Here is a 20,774-nt window from a genome sequence, read left to right on the forward strand (position 1 = left end):
CCTCGGATCTATTACACGGAAAGCCAGAAGGCATTGATGTGGGAGCGCTGGCAAAAGGGAGAATCTCTTCAGCAGATAGCTTTGCTATTTTCTAAGACTTCTTTACGGCCCCGACATTTGGAATTGACGACCAAGATTGTCTGAAATTTGCATACGTTTTTCGGACAAAGATTTTCTCAGTGCGCGAGAAAATGGATTGATGGATATGTAGTCCGATGAGTCGAAGAGATTATTGAATTACCCTCATGATTCACTGGAGACTTCTAAACAAGGGGAAATGATGGACGAATTCAAGCCCATGTAAAAGCATTTCATCATTCGAGATATTGATGGCGCCGCAACGGGACCGGCTGCGTACGGCGAAATCGTTGACGACGTTGCGCATAATGTCATGCTGATGGCTATCGAACAGTGATATGGTTCAATGAATGCTACTGATCAGATCGGATACCGGCACTTCATATGAACAGTGAGATTCGTCCCTAATTAGCGTATCCAGATTGACTTCCGGCGTCCGTATCAATTGGAGGCGATCCATCTTGTGGAGTGATAGCCGCTTTTTTCAACGCCCTATCGTTAGGAGTGCACGGTAACACCTTGAACCTGGAAGGTATAGTGACTTCTCCAAGGGAGGCTGTTCCCTTTAGAAAATCTTCGAACGATTCGTCGATTTCTAATTTTTGGTCAATCAAGAGTTTATTTTGATCGTTTCCAAAAAATAAGTAACTTTCGGTACTCGAGGAATCAATACAATATGCCTTGCTATTGAAGTCCAAATAGTGCGCGAGCTTATAGGCTTTCACTTTGATTTGATCATCACCCAAAGCCTTGTGGGTGATCCACCAATAGCTGCCAGCACTGAACAACGCTGCGACAATGAAGATGACCGAGCCCCAAGGAAAGCTGTAGAAATCCTCTTCCTTCGTGGCTACCCATATGGCAACGATATGTGCCAATGAAAAGAATGCCAGTATGAAGAGTACGGGGGTGCACATTTTCATAAAAAATGCAGCAGATAGCAATGCTCTTGCGAATGGTAAATTCGAACTGTCAACACCAAAAATTCCGTTGAGCAAAGTACTAGCCTGTGCACTAGAATAAACAACGGCAGCTGAGAATAAAAAGGCGCATAGTAATTTAACGGAGTTGTACTTCAACATCTGAGTGACGGTGGAACTCTTTTCAATCGATGCTGCAACAAACATGACCGTCAATACTGTCCCGAATACAAAAACAAAATAAGACACCGAATTCCACCACGTGATGTCGCTCGAAGCCTGTGAAGACATCAGAACTAGAAACAATCCTAAGCCACCACACGTCCATAAAGAGATTGCTTCTGCGCTGGATCGCATCTTGTGCCGTCGTTCCTCTGCCCATCGGCTATCAGACATATGTTCTTGTATTGCATGCAGATAGCCTTTAATGGTTCGTTCAGAAGAACGTCGATCTTTGTCATTGGGACAATACTCAGCTCCTCATAGATTGCCGATACGGTCTCTTCAGGCGTACGAGGTTTTGTGTATCTAAACTTTCTAGATTCAATTTCATCTTCAATTAACATGCCGTACCTATATTCTGGTTAAATGGAAATCTGCGATTCTCTCGCATGTGACACTATGCAGCGTGGTGTCTTCAAGGTTGAGCTACGAATGCTAGACAGCGACTGGGATAACATCCTGATGAAACATCGGCTCGGTACAGGCGACGTCATAGCCATGAGTTGCAATAGCATCAAATTCGTCTATGGTCGTTCGTCGTAAGGTCGTTGGAAAGCCAGCCGCAAATGCGGCCGATATGCAGTTCGCTGCCTCGCCGGCAGGCTTACAAATAGGTAGATACGCCCCGTTACCACCTGCTTGCCGCAAATAATTATGGAACGTGCGAACTCTGAGGGAATGAGCTTGATCGGCCATGATGTCCGCTATTCGTTTCAGGCGCCAGGGATTGAGCGCCAATGCGGAGAATCCTGATCTCAGTGGTGCGCCTGCATCGAACACAATAATGGCTTCGCCGTCAATTTTTGAAATGCCTTTCCCTGCATCCAAGAATGGCTCCAAACCTAAGTTGTCGTATACGCCACCATCATAAAGATGCAATGAGTTGAACGGCGTGTTGACCGACTGCGCAGCCTCCGCAGACGCTTCCCAGGTGGGGCGTTTGCGCCAATTGAATTTTGTCGCGTTAAGCGTCAGTGGTCCAAAACCACCGGGGAATGCAGCCGATACCGCCAGTGCTTTCGCCAGTGGAAATGTGTTGGTGGATGCGTACCCTAGGCAATAGTCTCCCATCGAGTCATGCTTGAACCGAAATCGCTTTCCCGTTTCTGCGGTGGTACCATTAATTGACCATTCCGGCAGCGCCGGAATATCTGACAGTTTTGCTGTGACGTCCCATTCCTTTTGTAACGCGAGCGCGAGCAGATTCGCGCGCGACAGAAAGAAACGCAAATTCCATGGTTTTATGAGTTGTCGCAGCGCTCCCCATTGCAAGCTGCGACTGCAGATTTTTCTGCGAAGAGCAGGGTAAATCGTGAATAGAAATTTTTCCGAAGAGGGCCATTGCATATCGGATTCTTGAAATATTAAACCGACTAATAAACTGCCTCCAGAGACCGTCGAGATCCGCCGCACATCTTCCAAGCGTCCCTTTTCGGCCAAGTGGCGAAGTGCCCCCATATGAAAAATCATAGCACGCACTCCGCCGCCGGAGAGGGCAAGTGCCAGGTAGCGGTTACTTGATGGATTCATTTTTCCGCTGTCCCTTGCAGTACCGTTATGTCGTCCTCGCCAATAATCATGGACACTGCCGGCAATCCATCTTCAGCCATCCCCAACGCCAAGTAGGTCAATTGAATAAGATCGTCACCGCTAGGATTGGCGGAATGTCCAGGAGGATGACTATGCCATTCACCGAGGTATCGGACTATCCCAGAGGTTCGCCTCGATATCTCCGCGATGGCTTCCGGCAGACCGGCCGTTCCGCGGGTAAATGACGTCGGCGTGGACACACTATCTGCTGGCGCCGGAAGACCATCCACAATAACGGCCGCTTTCATATTCAGATCGTAATATCCGATTAAGACTCCACCGGTTTCATTGGGTGCATACAATTGTCTGAGATCGCGCAAGCGGGCAAAGACACCTTTATCGATATAAAGAGTTAGCTCACCAAACTGGTGAGCTACTTCTTGAAAAATGGGAATTGCGTGTGCGACCACGGATCCCGTTGCGACGTCACGCGCCCACGCGCGAATCAATGCCTCTTGGCTTTGGCATGCGATCTGAACCTGATCCGCCAGATTGCCAGCATGCCCGAGCACTCGCGAGTACGGAAGCGCCATTGAGATATCCCGGCAACTGGCTCCACTCCAGTAAGTTCCCAAGTTTCCGTCGAGGTGATTGTTGCCCCAGGTTTCATGGATCAAGGCGCGATAGTATTGCGCCTCCAACGTGCGTAAGCGCATGCTGCGATCGGCATCCTCAGCCATTAATACTGCGGCGTTTCCGCTTGGCGTGAGAAATACTGACATATTCCTAGCAATCCCATCTACCGAGCTAGCTAGTCGTGGGTAGTCAAGGGCGGCAGATGCATCTATGATCAACGACGTTGCTTTAAGCGAAGACGCTATTTGTTCGTTCTCCAAGTCGCATACATCGGCGCAAATCACCTTCAGTTCGCTGGCGCCGGCTGTGATCTCCCAGTGCATGTTACTGACGGCTTCTGTCTTTGTCAGTCCTATATGCCTGGTATCTGCCGTGTGTCGGACAAGATTGTGCGGTTTGATATGGTCCTGGTCGATGACGGTCCATTTTCCCCATCCACTTCGCGTCCAAATATCTAATAACGCGCTGCCAATAGCACCGGCACCGACCAATACCGCTTCTGGTCCTGGTTCTGATACGCCAGATTGTATGCGTGACTGCTCAGGGGAATTTTGATGCAGGACGCCCATCGAAAATAAGGGAAAATTTTTCCACTCAGCTGTCGGGCCGTCGTCACACTTCCCCATAGCATCTTTGAAATATTGTCCGTCCAGTAGAAATAGCGCACCAACGGCTGCGCCCAATTTGAGTAAGCCAATATTGATTAAAAATGCGCGATGCGATACGCGCTCAATTGGCCCACCTATCGCTCGAACTATTGGTACGAGCAACAAAATGACCACGAATTGTGAATCCGTCGTCGTCGCTTTCCCAATAATCCCCACGCTTTCCTGAACTCGTTCGCGTAACAGCGTTAACATTTCAACGCCCCGTTCTGTCATGAGAGTAGTTAATTCTCCCAGCGTGGCTGGATCGTTTTCTACTTGACCATGTAGAATCGACGGCAGCGTCAGCTCGATAGGCTGTATCGCATTTCCTGGAATTCCTCCTCCTGCTAATGTGGGCTTCAAGAAAAATGTGATGCCACCATTCGCACGTTCAGGACTGCAGTGGATAAAATATTTCTGTTGCGACCGTCCTTCGGAGTTACTGAAATCCCACGGTAAAACCAACTCGTAGTTGGATACGAAGAACAACTGTTCCACGGCTTGATCTGTGGGATGTAATGTATCCAAGGCACTTTGCTGTAACCACCATTGAATTCGCGCCAAAAAATTCTGCGGCGTCCAGGTTCTTGCCACAGATACAGGGGGCTCAAAATAAAGACATAAGCTGGCGGGTGTCCCAATTCGGCCTTGATTCTGGTGAAGTATCCGAGGAAATTCTTTGCGTAGCGCGAGTACATTTACCAACTGCTTTTCATTCTCTGGCACACACAAGGCCAGGCGTTCGCGATACTTGATTCCATGACGATTTTTGGGCGTGACTCCATCGCACTCCACATCGACGACAATACACGCCAGCTTTGTCGTCGCGGAATCTACAGTGTTGAGTTGCTGCACAATTTTAAAATCGCGATGCCGCTCAACTGCCTTTACAATCGCGTTGGCTCGATCTATCTCGAAAACACCGGGATAGGGCACTGCGACAACGTTAACCAAATCGTAGAAAAGCTCGTCCATTAGTCCGCCTGTATTGGCGTGGACAAAATGATGATGGCGGCTTCTGCCGTCCCAGCGCGAGGAGGCCTAGATGCGATAATTGCAGGCGCACCTGACAAGCTGGCTTTCTTCCACGTGACACCGCCGCTGGTTACGTCAAAGATAATCGGCGTAGGTTGATTGGCGTTCGGCTCTTCCATCGTTACGAGAAATTTCCTGCCATTTATTTGTTTCAAATACCGTTCGTATGCCTTTCTTGCCTGGATATGTGGTGGCTGGATTTCTTTGTACGCATCTTCAATATCGGTGACCGGGCGGCTGGAACTAACGATGTACGCATCCGCTTTACCTGCAAGCAGCAGCTCTTTCACCAACGGGTTTGGAATTGTTTCCCGCTCTCCTTTTTCATCACTCAACGCAAGGTAACTACAATGATGAGGGATGTTGTACAGATCCCAGGCGAGCCTGTCATCGTTACCATGATATTTCGTTATGCGGACAATTTCCTCCAAGGCTTCCCATTCTGAATCCCCGACTTCGAGATAGTCAAAATGTTCGGTCCCGGCACGCAGTCTCACGTTAAAAATCAGAGAGGCCGTGTTACGGATAAAGTCGCCGTCGTCACAATGCTTGATGTAGGGCGAATGACAAAAAAATTCAACTTGATCGTTGTCCAATGTAAATCCGGGAACAAGCGTGCCGGCATCGACAAACAGATGATCCCGCGCAGTCTCTGCCAAACCACGCTCTTTCAATTTAGGCCTTAGCCACTCCATCAGCGATTCTGGCTGCGAAAATACACGGATATTCTTACCCTCCAACAACCGGTGACGGGCCTCTTGTCGCCATAGGATGCACTCGTCTTGTTGGTCTTCATTAGTTCCTTCCTCTATCAGCATTGCGGCAGGCACCCACAATTCCTCGATTTTGATGCGGCCCGATCCTTGATATTTCTTTGCATGTTGCAATTCAAAAAAATCGGTGCTGCCACAGATGTGATCAAGATCAGCATGCGTAAAAGCAACTACGTCGAGATAGTCGCGATTCGCCTCTTTCAGCTCACGCTTCAGGCGGGCGTTTAAATCAATTTCTGGCGTCTCTTCACCCTCGGCCTTCTGTATATGCCGAAAATCAAAAAGAATCCGTCGGCCGTTCGAAAGAATGACCTGACTGGTATCGCCATTACCTACCGGATAAAACACGACTTGATGTAATTCAAACATCTTTCCATCCTTTCAAACGCCACTTGTGATTGAGTCACCGCTGTGGCATAGTCGGTGTCTGTATAAACAACGTATTTTTATTTTTCATAGCTCTAATTGCATAGAATCAATTAAAACTTCCGTTGTCTGCATGGACAACAGGCTAGTTTAGCTTTTCATTTTTGTCAAGGAGTTTTCTATGCCGCAATCTGGATTAGGCATATTGCTTCGTCAGCTTCGCGAAAATCGCGGATTGTCGTTGCGTGAAGTAGGTCAATTATCGTCAACGGATCATGCATACGTACACCGTCTGGAAACAGGGGAAAAGGAATCGCCCTCATCGGAGGTCTTTACCAAGCTCCTGCGAGTACTTAAGCCGACCGATCGGGAAAACGAGATCGCAAAATGGCTAGTCGATCATCCGGAAGCAGATCCCGAACTCGTGTTGTACACTTTGAAAGATGCAACAATCGATCCGGAGATTTTCATGGCCGCCGCTGGTGTTCGTCACCGCGGAACAGGCCGTCCCGATCCGGCCACACTCATTGCTCGTGTCAAACGCGCGTTTGAAGATTGAATGATATGGATGAAGCCGATGTTCTTTGGAAAGCCAGACAGTTTGTAGCATCGGTCGACACATCCAATATTCATGTTGACCTGAACGCATATGTTGATGCGGCCAAAGCAAAAGTTGGCTTTGAAGAACTCGAGGACGGGGAGTCCGGGTACACAATTAACGTGAAAGGCCAACCGCGAATCACGGTGAACTCACTTGAGACACCGGAGCGGCAACGCTTTACCATTTGTCATGAAATTGCCCACATTGTGCTGGGGCTTGTTTCCCAACACGATGAAATTCCCTCCTGGGGCTACGCCAAACGCGATATCAACGAAACTTGGTGTGATGTATTTGCTGCTGAACTGTTGATGCCTTACGATATATTCAGGGCAAAGATTCGAGACGAGGGAGAACCTTCTGAAGAGTTGATTGAGTCTCTTGCTTCCGAATTTAGAACGTCATTTCCCGCCGCAGGATCCCGATTTGCTGCCGTGACAGATTTGCCGTGCGCCTTTGTCACAATTGATCGCAGCATAATTCGATATGCGTCAAGATCTCTATCACTGCGCAAAATTGGCGCCTGGATTGCACCGAAATCGCCTGTTCCCACTGGTTCCGTTGCACATCGCCTGCGCGCTGATGAAGTCAATGGCAGCGCCACCCAAGAAGTGGCACAAGATATTTGGTTTAGCGACTGGGAGAAAGATCGCGATCTTTGGGAAATGTCACGGCACTATGCCCGCTTTGATCAAACTGTCTCGCTCCTCTGGTGCGACGAAGACGATATTTCAGATGTCGAAGTATCCCGGACTCGGCTCACTACCTATGAAAATGATGGACTGAGTGAATTGACCGGGGAACTGCCATGGCCAGGAAAGCGCAGCCGACGGTAATGCCGATTGAATGACATTCGTCCGCTATCGGAAGGAACGTTGAGATACCGGCCCACCGCCGAAGGTTACCTCGTGTACCTCGGCATGCTAGACCTGTCACCAGAGGATTGCCACAGTTGCTTCAGGCTTGCCTTCATGACGTACACCGTCATCAGCGCCGTGTTGGCGGCAAGCAGTTCACCGTACGAAATCTCCGAAGAGTCATCGGCATGACACACAACGCCGCTCTCATCGTCAAGAACGACTACCTATCGGAGGCACCATGAAATCTATCGGCGCCATGCTCGATCATATTTGCGGGTTGCTCGGCACCAAGGACGTGAATGCTTGGAAAACGGCTTTTTCAAGGCCTGCATGAGCACTTGCGGCCGACGCAACCTGTTACGTTGCTATTATTGCAATCGAATATAATGCACAACATAATATGCATTAAATGTAATTGCATATTATGTTGGGCATATTTAGGAATGTTAGGAATAAAGAGAAATTCTTGATTTGTGGCAAATGCTGCTTATGCTGTGCATATTTGCTATATGCCTGTTTAAACAAGCATTTTTTTAAATGACATGACAACCCTCCTTCAAATCGGTCAGAGCCTGCGCGCCGAGCGAGTGCACCAGAAGAAACACAAGACGAAATTGGCCAAAGCCAGCGGCGTTCACCGGAACACGCTTTCGGGGTTGGAAGCCGGCGTCACTAATGTCGAGATGAACACGTTGATTGCCCTTTGCGACCAACTTGGTTTAGACATCGTCCGGGTCAGAAAAGAAGTCGCAATTCTGAGAGTCTGCCACCGGCATGGTCGTAACTCAATTCTAATCACTGCAAATACTGGGCAGCGAGTGTCAACGTCCAGATTTTCGATGTTAATTAACTACGGTTTAAATGTCAAATGTTGCAAACTCCATTTCTACTTTATGAATGCGGGCGAATTACCTGTTATATCTACGCAGAATTTTTCTTATCTGTTAGCGTTTGAATTTTATCAATGTATTAACCGTGAAATAATCATGAAACTGTACTGAAGCGTGGTCTTCGTGTTCGAATTTTGACTCATTTTCTTGAGTGAAACTATCTACTTGAATTTGTCGTTGTTGAGCAATGGCAAGCCGATCAGGAAGGTTGCCCCTGCGTCTGGCGCGCTATGGGCATCGAACCAGCCCTGGTGCCGTTTGACCACTGCATGCACCACCGAGAGTCCGAGGCCGCGGCTGCGCGCCGGCAGTTCCGCATCTTCGCGCGCTGCCTCGCGCGCCAGGTTGGCGCTTGACATCAGCTGCGCCAGCCTTGATGCGCAGATTCCCTCGCCTTCGTCGCTGACCGCCAGCACCACTTCGGTGTTATCGGCAGCTATATTCAGGCAAAGGCTGACCGTACCTCCCGCCGGACTATGGCGTATGGCATTGTTCAGCAGGTTGAGCAGGGCGCGCGTCAGCATTACCGGATCTACCCGGATCGGACAATCATCCTCGCCTAGCGTGGGTACCAGCGAGATTCCCCGTACTTTCGCATATGGCCAGGCCTGGTCGATGGCATCCAGCATGATGGCGCCGGCCTCGGTCTCCGTGAAACGGTAATCGCCGGATTCGGCCTCGGTCAGGTCCATGAAGCCTTCGGCCAGTCTCAGCGTGCGTTGCGCTTCGCGCCGGATATCGTGGACCAGGCGCGCCACGCCGATGCCGGAACCGGGCTGCTCGTACAGATTCAGCAGGCTCAGGATCGACACCTGCGGGCTGCGCAGGTCGTGCGAGACAAAGCTGAGCCACTGCTCGCGCTTGCGTTGGGTCAGGCGTTCGATCGTGAGATCCTGGAGCACGGCCAGCCAGGCGCGCGGGGCGCCGGTGCTGCCCTCAAGTCGGGCGCTACGCAGCCTGAACACCTTGCCCTGCGCTGTCGTGTATTCGCCGCTGAAGGCTTGCGACCAGTGAACTGTCTGCTGCGGATGGCTACCGGCGATCTGGTGCAGCAATGATGGCAGGCTATGTCCGCGCAGCGGATCATGCGCCACGTCGGACGGCGGCTGAGCCGGCGCCAGCAGCAATTGCGCCGCGGAGTTGCTCTGGCTGATGCCGCCGTCGTCCTGGCAGATCAGCACAGCCACCGGCATCTGCCACAAGCCTTCGCTGAGCAAGGCGTGCATGTGAGACAGGCGGTCTATCGCGCGGTCCAATGCCAGCGTCTGGTTTTCGACGGTATACAGCGCCAGCGGCATATTGCTAGACGCGGGCTCAAAAGCCCCGGCCGGGATGGCGTTAAGGGTGTTGACCCGCTCTCCGAAAAACAGCAGCAGGGCATTGAGCTGGCGCCAGCTCCAAAGGGAATAGGCGAGGGTCACTCCAAGTATCGGCGCAGTCGGCGGAAGCCAGTTATGGCCCCAGATCAGGCCGATCACGCACAACAGCAGCCATCCTGCCGCCACACAGCAGGCGAAGGACAAGGCGTTACGCGGCGTATGCAGGAACAGCAGAAGTACAAGCAGGATCGGAAAGGCGATCCATGCGAACAGTAGCCGGCCTTGGGCAAAGGTGATTGCGCGGCCCTGTTGCAACACATCGATGGCGTTCGCATGCAGTTCCAGGCCCGACATACGCATCTGCGGCCCTACGCCCGCGACCGGCACGTCGTCGCCCAGGCCGGAATCGCTCACGGCGCCGATCAGCAAGATTTTCCCTTGCAAGAATTCTGCGGGGACTTCACCGCGCAAGACGCTGACATAAGGTACTGTGCGATAAGTTTTGGATGCGCCCGCAAGCGCAAAACCGAACGGCCCGCGACGTCGACAAGCGTTGGCGCCGGGAGCTTGCAGAAGGGTGCCGGATTGAGTGGACAGGGTCGACACCATCAGCTCGCCGACATAGGACTGCAGGTTGCCGGCGACGCTTTCCTGATAGAACAGGCGCCGTGCGATGCCGTCGGCGTCGGGAGTCAGTTTGGCGTGACCGACGCCCTTGGCGTTGCGCACAAACTGGGCCAGCGGCAGACTGAAGCTAGCCGGGCCGATCGTGCCGTCGGCCGGCTCGGCATAGCGTACCGGAAGGAAAACCGGCAGTTTTAACATCGCCGCCGCCAGTTCCCGGTCCGCTTCAGGTGCAGGACCTGGCTTATCGAGAAACAGGTCGAGCAGGACTGCGCGCGGTGCATAGTGCGACAGGCGTTCCAGCAGTTGCGCATGCAGGTTGCGGGGCCAGGGCCATGGACCCAGTTCGTTCAGGCTGCGCTCATCAATGCCGATCAGCAGTATCTCGGGCGACGGTTCGTGCACGTCGAGCTTGATCAGCTTGTCATAAATCGCCAGATCGGCTTGCACCAGGCCCGGCTGCTGGCCCAGCCATGCCATGAGCGGAGGCAGCAACAGTGCTATCAGCGCCCATTCGATGAGGAAGCGATGCTTCATCGGCGCCTCAGGGGGCTGGCACTTCAAAGCTGCCGCTGAAAGACGGCGCGGCAGCAAGATCTCCCGTATTACTGTCGATTTCAACGCTGCGCCAATAATATTTGCCCGGCACGGCGAACGGCCCTACCGTCACGCCGTTGCCATAGAATGCCGAATCTTCGGCAAGCAACGGTGAGAATTCGGTGGTGCGGGCCAGTTCAAACCGGTACTTTTGTCCGGAGCGCCCTGGCCAGCGGACCTTATAGCGGCCATCCCCCAGGTTCTCCACGCCACTGCGGCGAGAGGCGCTGGCGGCGACATATACAGTACTGTCGCTAGGCAAGCCTTCCAGTTTGCGCTGATCGAGAGCAGTCAGGCGCAAGTGGAAGAAGCCCGGGGCCAGCGTATCTGGCAGGATAAAGCGCGGCTGGCTGGAGATTTGTTCATGGATCAACTGCAAAAAACGGTCGTCGCGAGCGAGCTGCAGGCGATAGCCGCTGGCCTCCGCCATCGGCGCAGCAAGGATATCGCCGTCAATCGCGCTTTCCAGCCGTTCCGGCGCCGGCAGCAGTTGGCACGACTGCATGGCGTCGCTGCCGGCCAGCAAGGAACCGCGTGCGACGCCAAGCAGGAGATTGCGCGGGTCGGCCGCCACTTCGCCGACCGCCACTTTGCCTTCAATCACTTCGACTGCCACCACATTATCTTCGTCGCGCACCCGGAAATACGTGCCGCGCACCCCGAGTTCGGCCGACTTGGTGCGGATCTCGAAATGTTTGCCGTTCTGCTTTTCGACATGCGATTCCAGGCGCCCGTTCAGCAGTTCAAAGCGCACCAGCTGGCCGTTGATCGCCAGCACCTTGAGGGCGCTGCTGGAGGGCATCACGACATGGCTGCCGTCGGCCAGGGTCATGCTCAGGAATGCGTCCTGCTCAGTGACCAGCACATCGCCGGGCTGAACGCCTGCGCCGCGCGCCAACGGTCGTTGCGGCGTATTGCCGCGCTTGATCCACGCCGAACCGGCCAGCTCCGATACGATCGCGACGGCGCCGCCCAACAGCAGCACCTGGCCGAGTTTCAGGCGTTCCGGAGTTCGCACGGCATTGTCCTTTTGTATTTCCTGCCAGTGCAACGGCGAGTGCTTGTACTGGCGCGAGAGATCCCACAAGGTGTCGCCGGGGCGCACCACATGGGTCTGGCCTTGCTGTGCTGATGCGCTGCCGCTAACGCGATCAACAAGAACAGCAGCATATTCCAGAGCGGTCCCGGGCGCCGGGCCGGCGTTGCGCTATCGCATCCGTCAGACAGCGGGTGGCGTTGCATTTTGATTGTCGTCATCGGTTGTTTCTAGTCGATAGCCTTGGCCATAAACGGTTTGCAGGCGCAAACCGCGGGCGGCATACAAGCCAAGTTTTGCGCGCAAGCGGTAGATCTGGCTGTCCAGCGCGCGGGTCGAGAGTTCACCGTCGTGTCCCATGCTTTCCATCAGGTAGGCGCGGGAGACCGCCTGGCCGAGTTTGCGAAACAGCGCCAGCGCCAGCCGGAATTCGCGCTCCGTCAGCTCGAAACGCTGTTTTTCTCCGTCCTGTTCGACGCTGATGCTGGACGACGGCCGGTCGAAGATCCAGTTGCCGTAGCGCTCCAGTGAAGTTGCGGGTCCCGGACGATTGCGCTGCAGCAGGCGCCGGACTCGCGCCGCCAGTTCCAGCGGCCGGAGCGGCTTGACGATGTAGTCGTCGGCGCCTATGCCCAATGCATTGGCGACATCGTGCTGCGATGAGCGCGAGCTGAGCATAATCACCGGCGTTTCGCTCTGCTGGTACCGGCGCAGCCAGTGCAGCAGGTCGACGCCGTCGAGGTCGGGTACGTTCCAGTCCAGCACCAGCAAGTCAAAGGTTTCGCGCCGCAGCGCCCGTCGTAATGCTTCGCCGCGTTCGAAAGTGATGCATGAGACGTTCTCGCCGTCCAGCGCAAGCTGGTTTTCGAGAGTATGCACCAGATATTCCATCTGGCTTGGTTCGTCTTCAAGTACGGCGATGCGCATCGGAACGGAGTCGGTTAAGTAGATCGGTGGAGAAAGGCCGTTGCCATGATTGTAGTCCGCAAGGCCGTATGGAATTGCAAACTTCTATCATGCGCCGGTTTTTCTGTGCGCCTGAAAACGACTATGCGCTGGCATGAAAATCCGGCGCGGCACGACTATTGCTTCTTGCTTCGGGTAGAGGATTATACAAAACATGAAAGCTGTCATGGCCGGCTCGCGAGAATTCATCAGAATCGCTCGCCAACCCGGGCGGCTGAGTAGAGAATGCGACATTTAATTTATTTGCGCAACAAAATGTCGACATAAAGAGAATGCAATTCTGATGAATTCTCGCAGAGTGATCGCGGCAGATTTTTTTTTTAATATTATCGCCTCATACAAACTCAAGGCAAGGCGGCTAGTAGTTTTGTCAAGCTGAAGTGTCAGGGTTGGTTGGGGCAATTTCAGGAGATGGAATCATGGTTGAACAAGATCGGCCTGCAATTTCGCGGATGGCAATGACGTCTGTATTGCTATCCACGGCAACGATAGGGGTTTTTCTGCTTTGCAGCTGTGCCGACTTAGACCTGGCAGGGATGCAGCGGGTACCGGCAAGTCTTGCTGCGCCGCAGGATGGCGATTTTCCCAATCCCGGTTCCGCCATATTACGGCAAGGTACGGTTCCCACCACCGAAGCGTTGCGTCTGATGCGCATCGGCATGGGTAAGGGCCAGGTGCGCCAGTTGCTGGGGCCGCCGCATTTTAGCGAAGGAGTATTTGGCGTCCGCGAATGGAATTATCTGTTCCATCTTCGTAGCGGTAAGGGCGCGGGAGATGTGGTTTGCCAGTATATGTTGCGTTTCGACGGAAATGTACGCGTCAACGGCATGTACTGGCGCAAGCCGGATTGCGCGTTGCTGGTCGAACCGCCGCCGGTCGAGGCAGCCCAGGCGAAAGCGGTGATGACGCCGCAAAAACTGGCGTTCGGGACGGATGGCTTGTTTGGCGCAGAGGGCCGGAGGGTGGGCGACATGTCGCCGGAAGGACGCCTGAAGATCGAGCGCCTTGCAACGGACATCAAGCGCAATTTCAGGCATCTCTATTACGTGGTTGTGACGGGGTATACCGACCGTCTCGGCTCAGAGGAATACAAGACGGAACTGTCGCTGGCACGTGCCGGCGCAGTCAGTGAATTGCTGGCGCAGCAAGGCATTGACGCCAAGATCATCCGCATTGCGGGACTGGGCGACCGGCAGCCGTTGGCGAAGTGTCCGGGGGCGGTGAAAACGACGGCGCTGCTGAATTGCCTGCAGCCTAACCGGCGCATTGAAATCGAGGTTGTTGGAGATGAGTGAAGTGCAAGCGTATCTGGAGTACCTGTGTCGGCTGGGTGTCATTCCGGATTGCGACGGCGCGATGTAGGTGCCTCAAGCTCCGGTAATTTTATTATCGGAATAAATTTCAGTAGAGTTTTTCAATGAGCCAGATACAAGAATACAAATTGAAACTGCGTGACGATCAATGGCTGCAGCTGGAGTCGCACCTGATCGGAAAACCGAGCGACCCCGGCGTTTGTGCCAGGAACAACCGTTTGTTTATAGAAGCCATTTTGTGGGTGGTGTCGAACCACGCCTTGTGGCAAAGCATACCGCCGCAACTCGGCAAATGGAATGCGACTTACGTGCGGTTCCGGCGCTGGACCGAGAGCAATTTCTGGCGCTTCTTGGCCCAGAGCAGGATTCAGGATCCTGAGCTGTTGCGGATGTTGGAGAAGATTGCGGATTATGCCGACCTCTACACCCAACGCAAGGAACAGCGGCTGCGCAGGAGTATGCACAAAAAACTGTACCGGGGGGAGATTGTCCCGTCCGAAGGCGTTTAGCGGGAGGTTGGGTGAGGTCGGTTTTTTTCGGCTCAATTGTCAAACCATGTTACTTGAAAAAACTTAACAATAGATGGGCAGGAATTTCGTCTTGGCAGCAAACGGCTGGCACGTATGCGGACCAGCGTTTCCGATTTTCCGACGCTATTTGTCTTGATCGATATTTAGCGAAACAGGGCCGGATCTTGAAAAGGCGGATTCCTTGCTTGTCACAGGATGATAGGCAACGCGGGGGATGGCGGACGAGAGTCTTGCCGTGAAGTTCTGTGTATTCGTCGTTGAGTTGGTACCTGATAAATTTTCGTATGGAAATCCATTTGTTAGCGCATGTGTAGCGTAACGCAGACCATGCCGAATTCCTTGTGTATGTTGGTTTCGGTATGTTCTTCATTTTTAGCTCTTCCAAAGTATCGTTATTTTACGGTACCGATGAAAGACTAAATTTCAGGGAAGCTTAGTTGGATTGTTTTTGATTGAAGGCAGGTCGCTATACCTAAAGGCCATGTACTATTCAAACAGTATTGTATTGGAGGAATAATGAATAAAATTTATCGAATTGTTTATAGCCGGGTACTTGGCAATTGGGTTGTTGCGTCAGAACTTACGAAGGGTACAGGGAAGTCTAGCTGCTCTGCGAAAAACGCAATACTAAGTACATTGCTTGCTGGTACAACGATGCTAGTCAGCATGCCAGAAACCGTTCTAGCGGCGCCGACTATCAGCGGCAACGATCAAAGTTTTACTATCGGCTCTGCCACAGCTAGTGATCCGACTTGTATCGCCATTGGCGCTTCCGGTAGCTTTGGTGCCACAGCCAATTGTAGCGGTCCGGATTCGTTAGCGATCGGTAACGCTTCTGCGGCGACTGGGCAAGCTGCGTTAGCAGTGGGCATGGGTGCCAATGCCGCGGGCTTTTTTTCGGCAGCTGTCGGTCCCCAAGCGAGGGCATCGGGCGATAACTCCTTCGCCGGCGGAGCTCAGGCGAATTCTTCTGGAGCCTCCTCTGTCGCTCTCGGCCATGGCACTACAGCCACCGCGAGCAGTAGTGTAGCCTTAGGTGATGGCTCGACTGCCACTGTGGGCGGCTCGGTGGCGCTAGGGTCTTCTGCAACTACAACCAGCGCGGCATCGGCAGCCACCGGTGGGACCGGCAGCGTCAGTAATGCCACAATCGGCGGAACTACATACGGAACGTTTGCCGGCGCAAGTTCTGCGAACGGTGTGATTAGTGTAGGAGCAACAGGGGCGGAGCGCCGGATCCAAAATGTTGCGGCTGGCTTGATTGGCGCAACCAGTACGGATGCCATTAACGGTAGTCAACTTTATACTGTGGCAAGCACATTGGATTCCAATATTGTTAGTTTGTCCACTTCAACTTCGACTGGTTTGAGCACTACGAACAGCAATGTGGCGTCGTTGTCGACATCGACCTCGACCGGCCTGAGCACGACCAACAGCAATGTGGCATCGCTGTCGACTTCGACTTCAACGGGTTTGAGCACGACCAATAGCAGCGTGGCGTCGCTGTCTACTTCGACATCGACCGGCATCACGTCTCTGTCAACTGGTCTCAGCAGCACGAACAGCAACGTGGCTTCGTTGTCGAGCTCGACCTCGACGGGCTTGAGTACAGCGAAGAGCGGAATCAGTTCCTTATCGACTGGCTTGGCCAATTCAGTTCAATATGACGATGCTAGTCACACCAAGGTTACCTTGGGAGGTGTTGGTGCGACGGCGCCAGTGACTCTCACGAATGTGGCCGCGGGTGTGAATCCAACTGATGCTGTGAATTTCAGTCAGCTGTCTTCGTTGTCGACATCTACTTCAACTGGTTTGAGCTCAGTAGCGGGTGGTAACGCTTCGTTATCAACAAGCTTGAGCACGACCAACAGCAATGTGACTTCGTTGTCGACGTCAACTTCGACGGGATTGAGCACGACAAATAGCAACGTCTCTTCGTTGTCGACATCCACTTCAACAGGCTTGAGTACCACGAACAGCAACGTGACTTCGTTATCGACTTCAACCTCGACGGGTTTGAGCACGACGAACAGCAGTGTGGCATCGCTGTCTACCTCGACATCGACCGGCATCACGTCGTTGTCGACTGGCCTGAGCACGACCAATAGCAGTGTGGCATCGCTGTCGACTTCGACATCGACCGGCATTACATCGCTGTCAACCGGCCTGAGTACAGCCAACAGCAACGTGACTTCATTGTCGACTTCGACCTCGACTGGCCTGAGCACGACTAATAGCAGCGTGGCATCACTGTCGACGTCAACTTCGACTGGCTTGAGCACGACTAATAGCAACGTGGCATCGCTGTCGACCTCAACATCGACTGGCATCACGTCGCTGTCGACCGGCCTGAGCACGACCAACAGCAACGTGGCTTCGTTGTCGACTTCAACCTCGACCGGTTTGAGTACAACGAATAGCAGCGTTGCATCGCTGTCTACCTCGACATCGACCGGCATCACGTCGTTGTCGACCGGCCTGAGCACTACCAACAGCAACGTGGCTTCGTTGTCGACTTCAACCTCGACAGGTTTGAGCACAACGAATAGCAGCGTTGCGTCGCTGTCGACCTCGACATCGTCTGGCATCACATCGTTATCGACCGGTATCAGCACAATACAGACCAATACAAATGCCTTGGGCAACAGTACAGCCTCTGCGCTCGGCGGCGGCGCGTCTTACGATCCGGCGACCGGCGCGATCAGTGCGCCGTCTTACACCATGTACAACGCCAATGGCACTACCAGCACGGTGAATAATGTTGGCGCCGCGATCGATAGCATCAACAGCCAAGGCATCAAATACTTCCATGCCAATTCGACCGGCGTCGATTCGATAGCCAGCGGTACCGACGCTGTCGCCATTGGCACCGGCGCCGTCGCCGTCGATAACAATGCCGTGGCTTTGGGTGCGAATTCCGTCACCGCGGCGCCGAATCCAACCGCGAGTGCCGTGATTGGCGGACAGACCTACAATTTTGCCGGTGCCAACCCTGCCAGCGTGGTAAGCGTGGGTGCGCCAGGATCGGAGCGTCAAGTTACCAATGTGGCTGCAGGCCAGATCAGCGCTACCAGCACCGACGCCATTAACGGTTCGCAGCTATACGCAACCAATACTGCGCTGACTTCGCTGTCTTCGTCGGTAGGTTCGGTCACTTCGCAGCTTGGCTCGCTGTCAACCGGCTTGAGTACAACCAACAGCAATGTAGATTCCTTGTCGACGTCAACCTCGACCGGCTTGAGCACAACCAACAGTAACGTGAGCTCATTGTCGACTTCGACCTCGACCGGCTTGAGCACAACCAACAGTAACGTGAGCGCATTGTCGACTTCGACTTCGACCGGCTTGAGCACAACCAACAGTAACGTGAGCTCATTGTCGACTTCGACTTCGACCGGCTTGAGCACAACCAACAGTAACGTGAGCTCATTGTCGACTTCGACTTCGACCGGCTTGAGTACAACAAACAGCAATGTGACATCGCTGTCGACATCGACTTCGACTGGTCTGAGCACTGCGAACAGCAACGTGGCATCGTTGTCGACTTCGACTTCTACCGGTCTGAGCACGACGAATAGCAATGTTGATTCGCTGTCGACCTCTACTTCGACCGGTTTGAGCACGACCAACAGCAGCGTGGCGTCGCTGTCAACGTCGACTTCTACCGGCCTGAGCACGATCAACAGCAACGTCGGTTCACTGTCGAGCGGCCTGAGCACTACGAACAGCAACGTGGCATCGTTGTCGACTTCGACTTCTACCGGTCTGAGCACGACGAATAGCAATGTTGATTCGCTGTCGACCTCTACTTCGACCGGTTTGAGCACGACCAACAGCAGCGTGGCGTCGCTGTCAACGTCGACTTCTACTGGCCTGAGCACGACCAACAGCAATGTGGCATCGCTGTCGACATCTACTTCGACTGGCCTGAGCACGATCAACGGCAATGTCGGTTCACTGTCGAGCGGCCTGAGTACTACGAACAGCAACGTGGCATCGTTGTCGACTTCGACTTCTACTGGTCTGAGCACGACGAATAGCAATGTTGATTCGCTGTCGACCTCTACTTCGACCGGTTTGAGCACAACCAGCAGCAACGTGGCATCGCTGTCAACATCTACCTCGATCGGTTTGAGCACAACGAACAGCAGTGTGGCGTCGCTGTCAACGTCGACCTCGACCGGCCTCAGCACGACCAACAGCAATGTGGCATCGTTGTCAACGTCTACCTCGAGCGGTTTGAGCACAACGAACAGTAGTGTGGCATCGCTGTCAACCTCGACCTCGACCGGCCTGAGCACGACCAACAGCAATGCCGCATCGCTATCTACCTCGACTTCGACCGGCCTGAGCACGGCCAACAGCAGCGTGGCATCACTGTCGACCTCCACCTCGACCGGCATCACTTCGCTGTCAACCGGACTGAGCACGACCAACAGCAATGTGACATCGCTGTCGACCTCGGCTTCCACCGCAATTGCGGCCGCCAGGTCGCCGATTGCTTCCAGCGAAGGCAACGTATTCGCCGGCGCTGTCGGCGGAGCCGGATCCAATTCACTGGCGGTAGGCACCAACGCAGTCGCTACCGGCCAGAATTCGACCGCGGCAGGCCAGGGTTCGGTGGCCAATGCTGCCGGCGCAACCGCGCTGGGCGCGGCTGCTACTGCAACTGCGGCCAATGCCACGGCAGTTGGCGCGGGAGCGCAGGCGACGGCAAGCAATTCAGTTGCGGTGGGCGCTAATTCGGTAGCGAACGAAGCCAACACGATGTCGGTCGGGTCCGCCGGCAACGAACGCCGCGTCACGAATGTCGCTGCAGGGGTCAATCCTACCGACGCGGTCAATGTCTCGCAGATGAATGCAGGAATCGGCAATGCCGTGACGCAATCGAACCAGTACACCGACAGCCGCGTCCAGGGCCTGCAGAATACGGTCGATTCCAACCGGCGCGACGCCGACGGCGGCACTGCCGCGGCGATGGCTGTTGCCGGATTGCCGCAGCCAACCTCGCCCGGGATGAACATGGTGTCGCTGGCGGGCAGTACTTATCAAGGGCAGACCGGACTGGCGCTGGGCATATCGACGGTTTCCGAAAATGGACGCTGGGTCTATAAGGCTGCCGCAACATCGAACAGCCGCGGCAAGACGGGAGCCGTGGTAGGCGCCGGCTTCCAGTGGTAACGATGAAAGCCATGGCTTGCGCCGAATCGGACAAGCCATGGCGTCAAGCAGCTCAACGCGTTTGCAGGAAGAAAAAGATGAAACAACAATCGAACACGCTGCGCGGCATGCGCACAGCTGCATTCGCAGGCGCGCTGTTGACGGCCGCCTGCGCTGCATCGGCGCAAGATGAAGCCGTCAGTTTCCCGGATCCTGCCTCTGCCTATCTGCAGGAAGGCAGTTTCGTATCGCTTGAAAACCTGCGCAATGTCGCTCCCGGCCTGACAAAAAACCAGGTGCGTGAATTGCTGGGATCGCCGCACTTCAGCGAAGGCGTTTTTGGCGTGAAGACCTGGAACTATATTTTCCATTTCCGGCGCGGCGGCGAGATCGTCACGTGTCAATACCTGGTGCAATACGACGACGGCAAGCTGCTTCGCAGCACTTACTGGAATCGGCAGGAATGCGAAGATATTGCAAAAACAGGTACGCCTTGATTCACATTTTCAAAAAACCGGAGTGGCGATCCGGCGGATTCATGAGCACGAAGCGGATTGCCGGCCGGGGTAGGCGCCGGCTTCCAGTGGTAACGAAACAGACCATGACGGATGCAAGCATCTGTCATGAGGCTAACATCCTGAACGTCAAACGCCGCCCCCGGTGTCAGAATAGTT

12 protein-coding genes and 3 pseudogenes are annotated in these 20,774 nt (G+C 53.9%); 8 read left to right on the plus strand and 7 right to left on the minus strand.

Going from position 1 to position 20,774, the window contains the following annotated elements:
• Window positions 1-482: 482 nt before the first annotated feature.
• The 4 genes from CAter10_RS20020 to CAter10_RS20040 form a co-directional block, all read right to left on the minus strand.
• On the minus strand, window positions 483-1,355 hold the full coding sequence (locus tag CAter10_RS20020) for a hypothetical protein (RefSeq protein WP_128083150.1): 873 nt from the start codon (window positions 1,353-1,355) through the stop codon (window positions 483-485).
• Window positions 1,356-1,655: 300 nt separating this feature from the next.
• Window positions 1,656-2,750 carry a patatin-like phospholipase family protein gene (locus CAter10_RS20030; RefSeq protein WP_061534821.1) on the minus strand — a complete coding sequence of 365 codons (1,095 nt, stop codon included), beginning with the start codon at window positions 2,748-2,750 and terminating at the stop codon, window positions 1,656-1,658.
• Complete coding sequence (locus tag CAter10_RS20035) at window positions 2,747-5,008, minus strand: ThiF family adenylyltransferase (protein ID WP_061534822.1); 2,262 nt, start codon at window positions 5,006-5,008, stop codon at window positions 2,747-2,749. The genes CAter10_RS20030 and CAter10_RS20035 overlap by 4 nt, the downstream gene beginning before the upstream one ends.
• Window positions 5,008-6,210, minus strand: a complete 1,203-nt coding sequence (locus CAter10_RS20040) for a ComEC/Rec2 family competence protein (RefSeq protein ID WP_061534823.1) — start codon at window positions 6,208-6,210, stop codon at window positions 5,008-5,010. The genes CAter10_RS20035 and CAter10_RS20040 overlap by 1 nt, the downstream gene beginning before the upstream one ends.
• 178 nt (window positions 6,211-6,388) lie before the next feature.
• Here CAter10_RS20040 and CAter10_RS20045 point away from each other — a divergent pair, with 178 nt between their 5' ends.
• The 3 genes and pseudogenes from CAter10_RS20045 to CAter10_RS20055 all read left to right on the plus strand — a co-directional run bounded on the left by CAter10_RS20045 (window position 6,389) and on the right by CAter10_RS20055 (window position 8,666).
• Complete coding sequence (locus CAter10_RS20045; RefSeq protein ID WP_061534824.1) at window positions 6,389-6,766, plus strand: helix-turn-helix domain-containing protein; 378 nt, start codon at window positions 6,389-6,391, stop codon at window positions 6,764-6,766.
• A 5-nt stretch (window positions 6,767-6,771) separates the two neighbouring features.
• A pseudogene (locus CAter10_RS24640) lies at window positions 6,772-7,218 on the plus strand (ImmA/IrrE family metallo-endopeptidase); the annotation flags it as partial.
• A gap of 989 nt (window positions 7,219-8,207) precedes the next feature.
• Window positions 8,208-8,666 (plus strand): helix-turn-helix domain-containing protein, encoded by a 459-nt coding sequence (locus CAter10_RS20055; protein ID WP_061534826.1) that lies wholly within the window; start codon window positions 8,208-8,210, stop codon window positions 8,664-8,666.
• A gap of 50 nt (window positions 8,667-8,716) precedes the next feature.
• On the opposite strand, the gene CAter10_RS20060 is transcribed toward CAter10_RS20055, so the two are convergent.
• From CAter10_RS20060 to CAter10_RS20070, 3 genes are all read right to left on the minus strand, one after another.
• Window positions 8,717-11,035 (minus strand): CHASE2 domain-containing protein, encoded by a 2,319-nt coding sequence (locus CAter10_RS20060; protein ID WP_061534827.1) that lies wholly within the window; start codon window positions 11,033-11,035, stop codon window positions 8,717-8,719.
• Window positions 11,036-11,042: 7 nt separating this feature from the next.
• Window positions 11,043-12,203: a FecR family protein gene (locus tag CAter10_RS20065; protein ID WP_061534828.1), complete on the minus strand. Its 1,161-nt coding sequence runs from the start codon at window positions 12,201-12,203 to the stop codon at window positions 11,043-11,045.
• Between the two features lie 111 nt (window positions 12,204-12,314).
• A complete protein-coding gene (locus CAter10_RS20070) occupies window positions 12,315-13,058 on the minus strand; it encodes a response regulator transcription factor (RefSeq protein ID WP_061534829.1) in 744 nt (247 codons plus the stop codon).
• 458 nt (window positions 13,059-13,516) lie between these two features.
• On the opposite strand from CAter10_RS20070, the gene CAter10_RS20075 reads away from it, so the two are divergent.
• The 5 genes and pseudogenes from CAter10_RS20075 (at window position 13,517) to CAter10_RS20110 (ending at window position 20,597) form a co-directional block, all read left to right on the plus strand.
• Window positions 13,517-14,392 (plus strand): OmpA family protein, encoded by an 876-nt coding sequence (locus tag CAter10_RS20075; RefSeq protein WP_082798001.1) that lies wholly within the window; start codon window positions 13,517-13,519, stop codon window positions 14,390-14,392.
• A 122-nt stretch (window positions 14,393-14,514) separates the two neighbouring features.
• Window positions 14,515-14,919 carry a transposase gene (locus tag CAter10_RS20080; RefSeq protein WP_061534831.1) on the plus strand — a complete coding sequence of 135 codons (405 nt, stop codon included), beginning with the start codon at window positions 14,515-14,517 and terminating at the stop codon, window positions 14,917-14,919.
• Window positions 14,920-15,456: 537 nt separating this feature from the next.
• Window positions 15,457-19,914: pseudogene (locus CAter10_RS22625) on the plus strand (ESPR-type extended signal peptide-containing protein); the annotation flags it as partial.
• Window positions 19,915-19,947: 33 nt separating this feature from the next.
• A pseudogene (locus CAter10_RS24695) lies at window positions 19,948-20,121 on the plus strand (YadA C-terminal domain-containing protein); the annotation flags it as partial.
• 77 nt (window positions 20,122-20,198) lie between these two features.
• Window positions 20,199-20,597 carry an outer membrane protein assembly factor BamE gene (locus CAter10_RS20110; protein WP_164840473.1) on the plus strand — a complete coding sequence of 133 codons (399 nt, stop codon included), beginning with the start codon at window positions 20,199-20,201 and terminating at the stop codon, window positions 20,595-20,597.
• Window positions 20,598-20,774: the final 177 nt, after the last annotated feature.

Source organism: Collimonas arenae, assembly GCF_001584165.1.
Taxonomy (GTDB): domain Bacteria; phylum Pseudomonadota; class Gammaproteobacteria; order Burkholderiales; family Burkholderiaceae_D; genus Collimonas; species Collimonas arenae.